The 12,413-nt window shown below is 68.9% G+C and carries 10 protein-coding genes and 1 tRNA gene; 8 read left to right on the top strand and 3 right to left on the bottom strand.

Features of this window, described 5'->3' with window-relative positions:
- Window positions 1-12 precede the first annotated feature (12 nt).
- Together cysS and rlmB are read left to right on the top strand one after the other, a co-directional pair.
- Window positions 13-1,428, top strand: coding sequence for a cysteine--tRNA ligase (gene cysS, locus SALPAC2_RS0114675; RefSeq protein WP_018217396.1), 1,416 nt, complete (start codon window positions 13-15; stop codon window positions 1,426-1,428).
- Window positions 1,428-2,576, top strand: a complete 1,149-nt coding sequence (gene rlmB / locus SALPAC2_RS0114670; protein WP_018217395.1) for a 23S rRNA (guanosine(2251)-2'-O)-methyltransferase RlmB — start codon at window positions 1,428-1,430, stop codon at window positions 2,574-2,576. Before cysS ends, rlmB begins: the two co-directional genes overlap by 1 nt.
- A 71-nt stretch (window positions 2,577-2,647) precedes the next feature.
- Here rlmB and SALPAC2_RS0114665 read toward each other — a convergent pair whose 3' ends face one another.
- Window positions 2,648-3,745, bottom strand: a complete 1,098-nt coding sequence (locus tag SALPAC2_RS0114665) for an ABC transporter ATP-binding protein (protein ID WP_018217394.1) — start codon at window positions 3,743-3,745, stop codon at window positions 2,648-2,650.
- Between the two features lie 307 nt (window positions 3,746-4,052).
- On the opposite strand from SALPAC2_RS0114665, the gene SALPAC2_RS0114660 reads away from it, so the two are divergent.
- Together SALPAC2_RS0114660 and SALPAC2_RS26225 are read left to right on the top strand one after the other, a co-directional pair.
- Window positions 4,053-4,129: transfer RNA gene (locus SALPAC2_RS0114660), tRNA-Thr, on the top strand.
- Window positions 4,130-4,593: 464 nt separating this feature from the next.
- Window positions 4,594-4,995, top strand: a complete 402-nt coding sequence (locus SALPAC2_RS26225) for an Imm50 family immunity protein (protein ID WP_080636926.1) — start codon at window positions 4,594-4,596, stop codon at window positions 4,993-4,995.
- Between the two features lie 1,014 nt (window positions 4,996-6,009).
- On the opposite strand, the gene SALPAC2_RS0114645 is transcribed toward SALPAC2_RS26225, so the two are convergent.
- Complete coding sequence (locus SALPAC2_RS0114645) at window positions 6,010-7,638, bottom strand: RCC1 domain-containing protein (protein ID WP_018217392.1); 1,629 nt, start codon at window positions 7,636-7,638, stop codon at window positions 6,010-6,012.
- Between the two features lie 410 nt (window positions 7,639-8,048).
- Between SALPAC2_RS0114645 and SALPAC2_RS0114640 the strand changes: the two genes are divergently transcribed.
- From SALPAC2_RS0114640 to SALPAC2_RS0114630, 3 genes are all read left to right on the top strand, one after another.
- Complete coding sequence (locus SALPAC2_RS0114640) at window positions 8,049-8,489, top strand: hypothetical protein (protein WP_223874896.1); 441 nt, start codon at window positions 8,049-8,051, stop codon at window positions 8,487-8,489.
- 319 nt (window positions 8,490-8,808) lie between these two features.
- Window positions 8,809-9,165: a YciI family protein gene (locus SALPAC2_RS0114635; RefSeq protein WP_018217390.1), complete on the top strand. Its 357-nt coding sequence runs from the start codon at window positions 8,809-8,811 to the stop codon at window positions 9,163-9,165.
- Window positions 9,166-9,248: 83 nt separating this feature from the next.
- Window positions 9,249-10,415, top strand: a complete 1,167-nt coding sequence (locus SALPAC2_RS0114630; RefSeq protein WP_018217389.1) for an RNA polymerase sigma factor — start codon at window positions 9,249-9,251, stop codon at window positions 10,413-10,415.
- Window positions 10,416-10,508: 93 nt separating this feature from the next.
- Here the strand turns inward: SALPAC2_RS0114630 and SALPAC2_RS0114625 are convergent, their stop codons facing one another.
- Window positions 10,509-11,489 carry a calcium/sodium antiporter gene (locus SALPAC2_RS0114625; RefSeq protein WP_018217388.1) on the bottom strand — a complete coding sequence of 327 codons (981 nt, stop codon included), beginning with the start codon at window positions 11,487-11,489 and terminating at the stop codon, window positions 10,509-10,511.
- Window positions 11,490-11,718: 229 nt separating this feature from the next.
- Between SALPAC2_RS0114625 and SALPAC2_RS0114620 the strand changes: the two genes are divergently transcribed.
- Window positions 11,719-12,405 (top strand): HAD family hydrolase, encoded by a 687-nt coding sequence (locus SALPAC2_RS0114620; RefSeq protein WP_018217387.1) that lies wholly within the window; start codon window positions 11,719-11,721, stop codon window positions 12,403-12,405.
- Window positions 12,406-12,413: the final 8 nt, after the last annotated feature.

Below are 12,413 nucleotides of genomic sequence, written 5' to 3'. Positions count from 1 at the left end.
TACCCTTGTCCGGTGACCCTACGCCTGTATGACACCGCCACCCGTTCGGTGCGGGACTTCGTCCCGCGGGAAGCCGGCAAGGTGGGGATCTACCTGTGTGGTCTCACCCTCCAGGCACCGCCGCACATCGGGCACCTTCGCTCCGGCGTCAACTATGACGTGCTCCGCCGGTGGCTGCTGGCGCGCGGCTTCGAGGTTCGCTTCATTCGTAATCTTACCGATATCGACGACAAGATCCTGGTCAAGGCGGTGGAGCAGGACCGACCGTACTGGTCGATCGCCTACGCCAACGAGCTGAAGCTGACGGCCGCGTACCGGTCGCTGAACGTGCTGCCCCCGACCTACGAGCCGCGGGCCACCGGGCACATCCCGGAGATGCATCAGTTGATCATGAAACTGATCGACGCCGGTCATGCCTACCCGGCCCCCGACGGCTCCGGCGACGTCTACTTCGACGTGCACTCCTGGCCCGCGTACGGGGCGTTGTCCAACCAGTCCCCGAGCGACATGCAGTCCGCCGGCGACGCCCCCGAGCGGTGCAAACGTGACCCGCGCGACTTCGCCCTCTGGAAGGGCGCCAAGCCCGGCGAACCCACCGACGCGTACTGGCCGTCGCCGTGGGGTCGGGGCCGGCCCGGCTGGCACATCGAGTGCTCGGCGATGTGCTGGCGCTACCTCGGCGGCGAGTTCGACATCCACGGCGGCGGGCTGGACCTGACCTTCCCGCACCACGAGAACGAACTCGCCCAGTCCCAGGCCGCCGGCCTGCCGTTCGCCCGCTACTGGGTGCATCACGGCCTGCTCAACATCGCCGGTACGAAGATGGGCAAGTCCTGCGGCAACGCCCTCGACCTGACGTACGTGGACTCGCTCGGGGTGCGTCCGGTGGAGCTGCGCTACTACTACGCCGCCGCCCACTACCGGTCGATGATCGACTACTCGGAGGACGCGCTGCGGGAGGCGGCCGTCGCGTACCGGCGGATCGAGGGCTTCGTGCAGCGCTCCGCCGAACGGGTCGGCGCCGGCCAACCGGCGGTGGTGCCCGCGGCGTTCGCCGCCGCCATGGACGACGACCTGAACACCTCGGCGGCGCTCGCAGTGCTGCACGAGACGGTTCGGGACGGCAACACCGCGCTGACCGGCGGTGACGATGTGACCGTCCGCACCGCACTCGGCCAGGTGCGGGCGATGCTGGATATCCTCGGGGTCGATCCCCTCGACCCGGCGTGGAGCGCCGGCGGCGGCACCGACGACCTCTGCAGCGTGGTCGACTCGCTGGTGCAGCTGGCCCTGGAGCAGCGGGCGCAGGCCCGCAGCCGCAAGGACTGGGCCGCCGCCGACGCGATCCGCGACCAGCTCAAGCAGGCCGGCGTGGTGGTCGAGGACACCCCCCAGGGCCCCCGTTGGACTATTGGAGAGCAGGACTGATGGCCGGCAACTCGCAGCGCCGTGGCCGACGGCTGACATCTAAGGCAGGCGCCCCGAAGGGCACCGGCGGCAAGGGGCGGGACGCCCTCGCCGGCCGGGGCCGTACCCTGCCCGCCGACGAGCGGCCGTGGCACAAGGGGTACTCGGGTACCGAGAAGCTGCCCCAGCGCACCGCCTGGAAGCAGGAGAAGGAGCGGCGGAGCGCGGCCGAGGAGGGGCGCGCCCCGAAGATCGGTAAACCCGGCACGAAGGACACCACCTGGGGCAAGGGTGGCGGTCGGGGTGTTCCCACCAACAAGAGCGGCCGGGGCGCCCCCGCCAAGAGCGGCGGCCGGGGTCGGCCAGAGAGCCGCAGCGGTGGCCCGCGGGTCGCCCCCGGTCGGCGGACGAACCCGGCGAAGGACACTCCCGAGCTGTTGGTCGGCCGCAACCCCGTGCTCGAGTCACTGCGTGCGAACGTGCCGACCACCGCCCTCTACGTCGCGCAGGGGCTCAACACCGACGACCGGATCAGCGAGATCGTCCGGACCGCGGCGGACCGGGGCATCGCGATGCTGGAGGTCAGCCGCGCCGAGCTGGACCGGATGACCGGCGGCGTGTTGCACCAGGGCGTCGGCCTGCAGGTGCCGCCGTTCCGGTACGAGCCGTTCGAGGACCTGACGGCGGCGGCGCTGGAACAGCCCGCCCCGCTGCTGGTGGCGCTGGACGGGGTCACCGACCCCCGGAACCTGGGCGCGGTGATCCGGTCCGCCGCCGCGTTCGGCGCGCAGGGGGTCTTCGTCCCCGAACGGCGGGCCGCCGGGATCACCGCGACCGCCTGGCGGACCAGCGCCGGTGCCGCCGCTCGGGTTCCGGTCGCCCAGGTCACCAACCTGACCCGGGCACTGAAGGCGTGCAAGGACGCCGGCTTCCTCGTGGTCGGCCTGGACGCCGACGGGGAGACCGACCTGTACCACCTGGAGGCCGCTGTTGGCCCACTCGTCGTGGTGGTGGGCTCCGAGGGGCGCGGCCTGTCCCGGCTGGTCGGCCAGACCTGTGACCTGACCGTCGGAATCCCGATGGTCTCCGACGTCGAGTCGCTGAACGCCAGCGTCGCGGCGGCCGTGACGCTCGCCGAGGTGGCGCGCCGCCGGGCCACCGAGGCCTGATTCCGCATACGAGGGAGGGGGCGGTCCGCAGCAGCGGACCGCCCCCTCCCTCGTAGCTCAGGATTCGTCGGTCAGGACGGGATCCGGAGGCCGGACTTCGAGTTGAAGATGTGGCTGCGGCCGGGCTGCGGCCGGACGAACACGGTGCCGCCCATGGTCGGCATGGTGCGCCGGTCGGTGCGGACCACGAACCGCTCGTTGGTGCCCTCCAGCGCGGCGTGACCGTAGATGTTCGCGTCCGACCCGAGGTCCTCGACCAGCTCAACGGTGACCGGCAGGCCGCCCTCGGTCGGGCTGACCAGCTCGCAGTCCTCCGGACGGAAGCCCACCACGACCTTGTCGCCAGCCTCGTCTGCGCGGGCCGCCTCGACCTGCTCGCGGGTCAGCGGGATGTGCATCTCGGCGAACTCGGCGCCCGAGTCGGTCAGCGGAACGGTCTTGATGTTCATCGCCGGCGAGCCCATGAAGCCGGCGACGAAGACGTTGGACGGGGTGTCGTAGAGCGCCCGCGGCGTGTCGACCTGCTGGAGCTCGCCGTCGAGCAGGACCGCCACCCGGTGCCCCATCGTCATCGCCTCGACCTGGTCGTGGGTGACGTAGACCGTGGTCACACCGAGCTTGGACTGCAGGGACGCGATCTGCGTACGGGTCTGCACCCGAAGCTTGGCGTCGAGGTTCGACAGGGGCTCGTCCATCAGGAAGACCTGCGGCTCGCGGACGATCGCCCGCCCCATCGCCACCCGCTGGCGCTGGCCGCCGGAGAGCGCCTTCGGCTTGCGGCTGAGGTACTCCTCCAACTGCAGCAGCGTCGCGGCTTCCTTGACCCGCCGGTCGATCTCCGCCTTCGGGGTCTTGCGAAGCTTGAGGGCGAACGCCATGTTCTCGTACACCGACATGTGCGGGTAGAGGGCGTAGTTCTGGAAGACCATCGCGATGTCGCGGGACTTCGGCGGCAGGTGGGTCACGTCCCGGCCGTCGATGGAGATCGAACCCTGGTCAACGTCCTCGAGGCCGGCGAGCATGCGCAGGCTGGTGGACTTACCGCAACCGGAGGGGCCGACCAGGACCAGGAACTCGCCGTCGCCGATCTCCAGGTCGAGCTGGTTGACGGCGGGCCGCTCGGTGCCCGGGTAGATCCGGGACGCCTTGGCGTAGGTAACCGTGGCCATGAGGGTGCTTCCTTTCACCGGCAGGAACGTGCCGGACGATCCGAGTGAAAGAGCGGACCGGCCCGCAGCTGCGACCCGGCCCACGGGCGACGGGCGTCGACCGCGTCCCTGAACGGTAGATCGGTTTCGTCCGTGTGCCAAGAACGGGAGCAGCTGGTGGGACCGGGACCATACACATAACGGTCAGGCGAGCAGTGCCGGGCACGAAACGACGACGGTTCGGACGTGCCGCCGACGGAAGTCGTGCTGACCGGGCCCGCCGCGCGGGAAAACTGGACGTCAGTCGCTATGCTGGCGTCGGCAACACGCCCCTGTAGCTCAGCTGGACAGAGCACTCGCCTTGTAAGCGAGATGTCGCCGGTTCGATCCCGGCCGGGGGCTCCACCTCCACCAGGCATTCCACGACGGGTGCCGCTGTGAATCGCCGGATTGACAGTAACGCTGACAGCAACGAGGTCAAGGCGGCCCTTAACGGGCCGCACGCGCCGCCGCCTGGGCGCGTGCCAACCGCTGCCGCTGTCGCTCTGCGGCCGTCCCGCCTGATACCCGGCGGCTGGCGCGGAGAGCGGGGAGCCCGGGGCCGCCGTAGACGGGAGGGCTGGGGAAGTGGTGGGGGTTCGTCGCCGGCGGCCGGCCGCGCCACGCCGGAGCGACGCGGCGTAGGGCAGGGCACGCCGGGTCCGCGCGGCGGGTCACGGCGACAACCTGGTGGCGGTCACTGCGCCTCCGGCGGGGGCGCTTGGGCTCCGGGATGGCCGGGTGGAGGCCCGCTCCCCAGGAGGGCGGGTCGACGGCAGACGGGATGGCAGGATTGGCCTCGTTCTGACGAGGAACAGGAGGGCACCAGGATGTCTGGCTGGGTTGATCTCTTGAATGAGTCGCACGGCATCCGGGCGCTATACGGTGAGGATCTGCCGGGGCTGACGTCGGTTGACCTCCATGAGTTGGTCCTTCATCGCGACGGGCCACGTGTTACGTTGCGATTTGATCTTTCTCAGTTCCCCAAGCCGCCACCGAAGAAGTGGGATGATCAAGGCTTCAACGTTGTTCAAGTCCAACTCATGCTGGTGGATGTGCTGCACCTGACCGTAGTTGGTTGGACGACCCGTGCTGTGCTTGACATCAATGTCGAGCGCATAGGCAAGGCGCTTTCGTTGAGGGCAAGCAATGGCTCGGTGGATATCAACATTAACGCCCGAGGGCTCGTTCTGTCACACCTATCGGCCTATTGCGGTGCCTCGGCGGAGTAACTATCTGGGTGACGACGGGTACGAGCGGCGGCGGACGTCCACGGACGACCCTGGACGGTTGCCGCAGGCCCATGGCAGCGCGGGTCAGCAAGCCGTGTTGGTTGCCTGGGGGCAAGGAGTCGCCGGGGCGCACACGGGGCACAAGACAGCGTCAAACCTTGGCAACCAGCCACCAGCGTGAGCCCAGGAGCGGGCGTAAGCAGCATGTCGACCGGGCCACCCCAGGTCGCGGGCGAGACGGTCCAAGTTCCGCTTCAACGTCTGACGCCCGGCTGTGTAAAAGGAGCTGCGGATGTCGACTGCGGCTCCTTTCACGATCATTAGTGATGCCTTTGTCGTTCCCGTTCGAACAATCGCTTAGCTCGCCGGCACCACTGTGGTTTCGATTTGCGGCGACGATCCGGCTGAGAGTAGCACAAGCACCATGATCACGGACGCAGCGAACAGCACGAGGCTGAGCGATAGCGTCACGAGGTGGAGGGCTCGACGGTCTTTGGACGCCCTAGCCCCCCAGGTACTTGCAATGGCCGCAACTATCGATACTGGCACTGCGATTATAAAGTTGACCACCAGCGTTACCGCAGCTACAAGAACTAACGCGATACTGAGGAGCTCACGCGAACTCCACCCTGCATTTCGTTCGACCGGCAAATCCATCGTAACCGGGCCCCCTGCTATGGCTCACCAGGTGCTGGCAACTTTTAGAGGACAGAGCATACTCGATCGCCGCTGGCCGTACCGAAGCTGCACCCTTCGCGCGCAGGCAGTGCTCGGGATGGCTCACATCGCAGCCGCCAACGCCGAGGATGAAACGGGGACCTGCCCCAGGAAACGACGCCCCGCCCGGCCGTGAGGCCAACGGCGGGGCGTCGTCATTCGGACGCGTGTTGTCGCAGGTGCCACCCGCCCCGCCCGCAGGCCGTCAGCCGCTAGGGCCGCCACCAGGCCGAATGGTCTCGATCGGCTCCGGCAGGTCGGGCGGGAGGGGTGGTGTGGGCTGGTGGCACCATGGTTCTACCTGACCTGGTGTGGCGGGCGTCGGCGCGCGGCGTAGCTGAGGACGACACCGGCCAGGATGGACAGGGCGGCAGCACCGATGGTGGTGGTCATCTTGGGGCCGGTGATGGGTAGGTCGGGCTCGTCGTGTGGTGGGGCGATGGTGATGGTGGTGGGTGGAGATTGGCTGTCGGGGCAGGTGTTGGTGCTGGTGTAGTGGGCGGTGAGGGTGTGGGTGCCCGGTGGGAGGGTGGCGGTGTGGGTGGCGGTGGCGTCGGCGGTCAGGGGTGTGGTGGTGAGGGTGGTGGTGTTGGTGCGGAAGGTGATGGTTCCGGTGGGGGTGTCGACGTTGCAGGTGACGGTGGCGGTGAGGGTGATGTCCTGATCCGCCGCCGGGTCGGTTGGGGTGACCTGCAGGGTGGTGGTGGATGTCGGTGGTGCGGTCAGGGCCAAGCTGTGGGCATCGCCGGCGGCGACAGCGGTGATGGTGGTTTCCGGCGGCAGGTTGACGTTGACGGGTGTGCTGCGGTTGGTGGTGGTTCCGTCGCCCAGCTGACCACTCGAGTTTTCGCCCCAGGCGAGGACGGTGCCGGTGGAGGTGACCGCCAGGCTGTAGAGGTTGCCGCCCGTGATGGTGGTGACGGTGACGCCGGCGGGCAGGTTGACGTTGACGGGTGTGCTGCTGTCGGTGGTGGTTCCGTCGCCCAACTGCCCTTCGGAGTTGTCGCCCCAGGTGAGGACGGTGCCGGTGGGAGTCAGCGCCAGACTGTGTTCGTCGCCGGCGGCGATGGCCGTGATGGTGACGCCGGCGGGCAGGTTGACGTTGACGGGTGTGCTGCTGTTGGTGGTGGTTCCGTCCCCCAGCTGCCCCCCGAAGTTGGCGCCCCAGGCGAGGATGGTGTCGGCGGAGGTCAGCGCCAGGCTGTGGTCGCCGTGGGCGGCGATGGCGGTGATGGTGACGCCTGCGGGCAGGTTGACGTTGACGGGTGTGCTGCGGTCGGTGGTGGTTCCGTCGCCCAACTCGCCGTCGTTGTTTTCGCCCCAGGCGAGGACGGTGCCGGTGGACGTCAGCGCCAGGCTGTGGTCGTCGCCGCCGGCAATGGCTGTGACCTCGGTGCCTGGGGGCAGGTTGACGTTGACGGGTGTGCTGCTGTTGGTGGTGGTTCCGTCCCCCAGCTGACCCTCGGAGTTGTCTCCCCAGGCGAGGACGGTGCCGGTGGACGTCAGCGCCAGGCTGTGGTCGTCGCCGGCGGCGATGGCCGTGGCCTCGGTGCCTGGGGGCAGGTTGGTGTTGACGGGTGTGCTGCGCCTGGTGGTGGTTCCGTCGCCCAATTGGCCGTCGAGGTTTTCGCCCGAGGCGAGGACGGTGCCGGTGGACGTCAGCGCCAGGCTGTGGTCGCCGGTGGCGGCGATGGCCGTGGCCTCGGTGCCTGGGGGCAGGTTGGTGTTGACGGGTGTGCTGCGGTTGGTGGTGGTTCCGTCGCCCAACTCGCCGTCATTGTTCTCCCCCCAGGCCAGGAGGGTGTCCGACGCGGTGCCGGACGGTGCGGGCGTGTTCCGTGCCGCCGCCGGCCACGCGCCGGCGACTGCCTGCGTGGCTGTCACCGCCAACACCAGAAAGAACAAGCCGACGATTGCCCGACCCATCCGGTCCACTCCGGCGCTCCGGCCTGTCCGCTGGCAGCTTCTGCGCATCACTCCGACCTCCACGTCGGCAAACATCGCCAATAGGGCAGACGCCAGTGTCAACGAGCTATTCCGTATAAATGCGGAGAAACGCCCCGAGGGAGACATCTAGTTGATGCCGCCGGTCGACAGCCGACCGGGAAACGACGGGCGATGGGAATTTTTCGGCGACCAGTTCGGGTTTGATCTTCGGCGCCAGTCCGTCGTGTGGACACCCGGGACAGGGGATACTGGAAACATGCGCTCTCGCATCATGCCGATCTTGGCGGTGGGGCTTCTTGCCGCGCAGTACATCTGGGCAGCCCTCTGAGCAGCCCTCTGCGGAGGCTTACCCACTGGCTGTAGGGCCGCCGGCTGTACTCGATACGCAGGTGCCTGGCTGGGAAACCTCCGCCTGGCTGACCGAAGGCTCCTTCTGTGTGCGAGCCGCCCGCACCGACGGGAGGCACAAGGAGGGGCGAGCGAACGAGTTCGTCTTCTGCGATCCGGCACCATCGGCTCTGAACACCGCTGGTCCGCCGCTGCTGCCTGCCAAGCCAATGCCCTACATCGCGCCCCTAGACCCGCAATCACAGGAGATCATCCTGGTCGGGACCGTTCGAGGCGCTGTTACCAGCGTTTCCGTGACCATGTTCAACCGAACCGCCACAGCAGCCGTTCATTCGCTGCCCACAACGAACAGCCATCAGGTAGGCGCGTACGCCGTCTGGCTTCCCAGCAGCGACACCGGACGCAACGGGATGCACATCTCCGATATCACCGCCGTCATCGGCCGAAACGCAGCCGGCGAAGTCGTGGCCCGGCTGGACTGACGTAAGAATCGTTAGCAATACGCCCGCCCGGCGGGCGATGTGGGCTAGAAACCGTCCTGGGGAACTCGCCACTCCTAGCCCAGGCAAGAGCACAGTTTCCCCGCCTGTCCTTGTAGCCTTCGCCGATGCAGGGATGTGGTTGTCCTGCCCCGGCCGCCGGGTGTGCTTGTGATCGAGACCAGCCAAACGCTGGCGGCAACTCCCTCGACTGCCCGGGCTGAAATAAGTCGCGGCGCACGGTAGAAATCAGGGCGGGCCGTTCGTCGTAGGGGTCAGCCACCCGGCGCGGTTGGCTGACGAGGCGAAGAAGGGTAGGCGGATGAAGTACCTGATGCTGGTGTGTGTCAACCGGCCGGCCGACGAGGGAGCGGGCGACCCCGGCCGTCCCGTCGGTGCCGCACCGGACGAGATGGACGTTGACACCTGGGTCGAGGAGATGGACGGCCGGGGCGTACGGCTGCTGGGCGAGGCGATCCGTCCGGGAAGCGACTCGACGACGGTTCGCGTACGCGATGGCAAGGTCCTGCTCACCGATGGCCCGTACGCCGAGACGAAGGACGTGATAGCCGGTTTCGACGTACTCGACTGCGTCGACCTCGACGAGGCGGTGGAGGTGGCGTCGAAGCACCCGATGGCGCGTAGCAATGTGGTCGAGCTGCGGCCGTTCTGGGAGTAGGACTGCGTACCGACATCGAGGCGGGCCGGGTCAGCGCGGCGGTCGCCACCGCCTACGCCGACGACTGGGGGCGGATCGTCGCCATGCTGATCCGGCTCGCTGGGGACTGGGAGCTGGCGGAGGAGTGCGCCCAGGACGCGTTCGCCGAAGCGCTCACGCGTTGGCCGACAGAGGGGATACCGGATCGGCCGGGGGGATGGCTCGCCACCACGGCCCGTAATCGCGCGGTGGACCGGCTTCGTCGCTCCGCCGTGGAGGCCGGAAAGCTGCGCGACGTGTCCCGGCTGGGGGAGCCGGCCCCGGTCGGCTACTTCCCCGACGAACGCCTCGAGCTGATGTTCACCTGCGTGCACCCGGCGCTCACCGGTGAGGCGCAGGTCGCCCTCATGTTGCGCTACCTCGCCGGGCTCCGGACCGCGGAGATCGCCCGAGCTTTCCTGGTGTCGGAGCACACCATGGGGCAACGGTTGTTCCGCGCGAAGAACAAGATTCGCCATGCGGGGATCCCGTTCCGGGTCCCGCCGGCTCGGCTGCTACCGGAGCGACTGTCGGCCGTACTCGCGGCGCTCTACCTGCTGTTCAACGAGGGCTACGCGGCGACCGCCGGCACGAACCTCGTGACCGCTGCGCTCTCCGGCGAGGCGATCCGGCTGGCCCGCCTCCTGATCACCCTGATGCCGGCTGAGCCCGAAGCCCGCGGACTGCTCGCACTCATGCTGCTGCACGACGCCCGCCGCCGGTCCCGGGTTGACCAGCACGGTGACCTGGTCACCCTCGCCGACCAGGACCGTTCGGCCTGGGACCACGCACAGATCGCCGAGGCGGTCGTCCTGCTCGAGCAGGCACTGGCGCGGCGCCGCCCCGGTGCCTACCAGGTGCAGGCGGCGATCGCCGCGGTCCATGCCGAGGCGCCCGTGGCGGCGGCGACCGACTGGCCGCAGATCGTCGGCCTGTACGCGCAACTCGCCCGCCTGGCACCCAGCCCGGTCGTCGAGCTCAACCGGGCGGTGGCGGTGGCGATGGCCGACGGACCCGGAGCTGGACTGGCGTTGGTGGATCGCCTGGCCGCCACCGGAGTGCTCAATGACTACTACCTGCTGCCGGCGACCCGGGCTGACCTACTGCGCCGGCTGGGGCGATTCGCCGAGGCGGCGGCCGCTTATCGTCGGGCGCTTGAGCTGTGCGGGACCGACGCCGAGCACCGGTACCTCCGCCGCCGTCTGCGCGAGGTGTCGGCACCCACCTCGTAGGAATCGGTTCAACGCCGGCTGGGTAGCCGGCGCTTTCTCCTGGTGGCGGTCTTCTGTGGGCGGCGCTCTTCTCCTGGTGGCGGTCGGTGCCGGTTACGTGGACAGTAGCAGCGGTATCGTCAGCACATACGCCGCGAGCAGCACCGAGCCTTCCGGTCGGGTGAGTGAGTAGCTCCGGCGGAGCAGTATCCACGCCGCCACCGCGGCTAGGCCCATCACTAGGACGAGCGCGGCACTGGTGCCCGGGACACTGCTCGGGGCGGCCAAGGCGATCACCGAGCCGCCGACGAGGCTGTTGAACAGGTTGGAGCCGAACAGGTTGCCCACGAGCAGGTCTGACTCACCCTGTCGTTGGGCTTGAATCGTGGTGACCAGCTCCGGCAGCGAGGTGCCCACCGCGACCAGGGTCATCCCGATGATCAACTGGGGAACTCCCAGGTCGGTGGCGATGGCGGCGGCGTTGACGACCAGCAGCTGGGCCCCGGCCAGGACCCCGACCAGGCCGAGTACGGTGCGGACCGGCTCCCACCGGGCCAGCGGTTGCCGCTGCGTCGGCGCCGGGTCGACCGCGGCGATGTTCTCGCCTTCCACGTGCTCCACCACGTCCCGGGCCAGCGGAGTGGCATCGCCCTCGCCCGCCCACCGGATCAGCAGCCACAGCGCACCGGCGGCGGCGACCAGCAGCACCACACCACTCACAGCCGTCAGTCCGGTCCAGGCCAGGAGGCCGAAGAGCAGCACGGCGCCGACCGCGAGCCGTGCCTCGCGGTAGATCACCGTCGACTTTACGGTGACCTTGGCGACCAGTGCGGCGACGCCGAGGACCATGGTCAGGTTGAGAATGTTGGAGCCCGCGATGTTGCCGAGGGCGATGCTCGTGTCGCCGCGGGCCGCAGCTACTCCGGAGACCAGCAGCTCCGGTGCCGAGGTGCCGAGGCCGATCACCACGACGCCGACGACGACGGGTCTGATCCGTAGCCGGTGGGCGAGCCGGGACGCGCCGAGCACGAGATGGTCGGCGGCCACGGTGAGCAGCAGCAGACCGGCGACGGCAAGGAGAATGCGGAGAATCATGACGGGCTCATGTGCGGCGTTGTCCTCGCTATCCCGTTGATCGGCGCCGGGCGTACCGGAGCCCAACCTACTGCCCTGGTCGACCCTTGTGGGCCCGGACGGTGCCGGAACCGCGTGTTCCCGGCGATCGATCGCGGGAGTGGGGTCTTCGCGGCTGCGAGCTCCGTTACCGGGTACGGCGGCGACGCGACCTGCTCCGGTGGGAGGGGGAGGGGACTAGCCTCAAGCTGTGATCGAGGCGGTGTTGTGGGACGTTGACGACACGCTTTTCGACTTTTCTGGCTCGGATCGGCGGGCGTTGTCGCGGCACTTCCAGGCGGAGGGCCTACCCCCGTCGGTGGCGTCGGTTGAGCGTTGGCAGCAGGCGACCGAGGTCGCCTACGGGCGGTTGGCCGCTGGGGAGCTCACGTACGAGGAGTGTCAGCGGCAGCGGGTTGCCGGGTTCCTGGGGCGGACGCTGGACGACGTGGCGGCGGACGCGTGGCTCCGGCGCTACACCGCGCTGTTCGAGCGGGCGTGGACGGCGTTTCCGGACGTCACGGCCGCCCTCGCGGCGCTGCCGTACCGGCACGGGATCCTCTCCAACTCCAGCACCGCGCATCAGGAGCGCAGACTGACTGCCCTGGGGTTGCGTCACCACTTCGAGGTGCTGCTCTGCGCGGACCGGCTTGCCCGGGCGAAGCCGGATCCCTCGGCGTTCCTGGCCGGCTGCGAAGCATTTGGGTTGCCGCCGGAGGCGGTCGCCTACGTGGGCGATCAGTTGGACACGGATGCGGTGGCGGCTCGGGACGCGGGCCTTGTCGGAATCTGGCTTGATCGTGCAAGATCGACGGCGACCGTGTCGGTGCCGGTCGGCGTGCACCGGGTCCCGGGCCTCGCCGACCTTCCCCGGCTGCTCGCCGCACTGGGCGAATAAGGCTACGG

Source organism: Salinispora vitiensis (assembly GCF_000378825.1).
Classification (GTDB): domain Bacteria; phylum Actinomycetota; class Actinomycetes; order Mycobacteriales; family Micromonosporaceae; genus Micromonospora; species Micromonospora vitiensis.
The sequence above is the reverse complement of the archived record's forward strand: the minus strand, read 5'-3'. Positions and strand labels throughout refer to the sequence as shown.

Excerpts from the sequence above, each read along its gene's own strand:
- rlmB (WP_018217395.1), top strand. The coding sequence starts at position 1,428 with ATGGCCGGCAACTCGCAGCGCCGTGGCCGACGGCTGACATCTAAGGCA.
- SALPAC2_RS0114665 (WP_018217394.1), bottom strand. The coding sequence starts at position 3,745 with ATGGCCACGGTTACCTACGCCAAGGCGTCCCGGATCTACCCGGGCACC.
- SALPAC2_RS26225 (WP_080636926.1), top strand. The coding sequence starts at position 4,594 with ATGTCTGGCTGGGTTGATCTCTTGAATGAGTCGCACGGCATCCGGGCG.
- SALPAC2_RS0114645 (WP_018217392.1), bottom strand. The coding sequence starts at position 7,638 with ATGGGTCGGGCAATCGTCGGCTTGTTCTTTCTGGTGTTGGCGGTGACA.
- SALPAC2_RS0114635 (WP_018217390.1), top strand. The coding sequence starts at position 8,809 with ATGAAGTACCTGATGCTGGTGTGTGTCAACCGGCCGGCCGACGAGGGA.
- SALPAC2_RS0114630 (WP_018217389.1), top strand. The coding sequence starts at position 9,249 with ATGCTGATCCGGCTCGCTGGGGACTGGGAGCTGGCGGAGGAGTGCGCC.
- SALPAC2_RS0114625 (WP_018217388.1), bottom strand. The coding sequence starts at position 11,489 with ATGATTCTCCGCATTCTCCTTGCCGTCGCCGGTCTGCTGCTGCTCACC.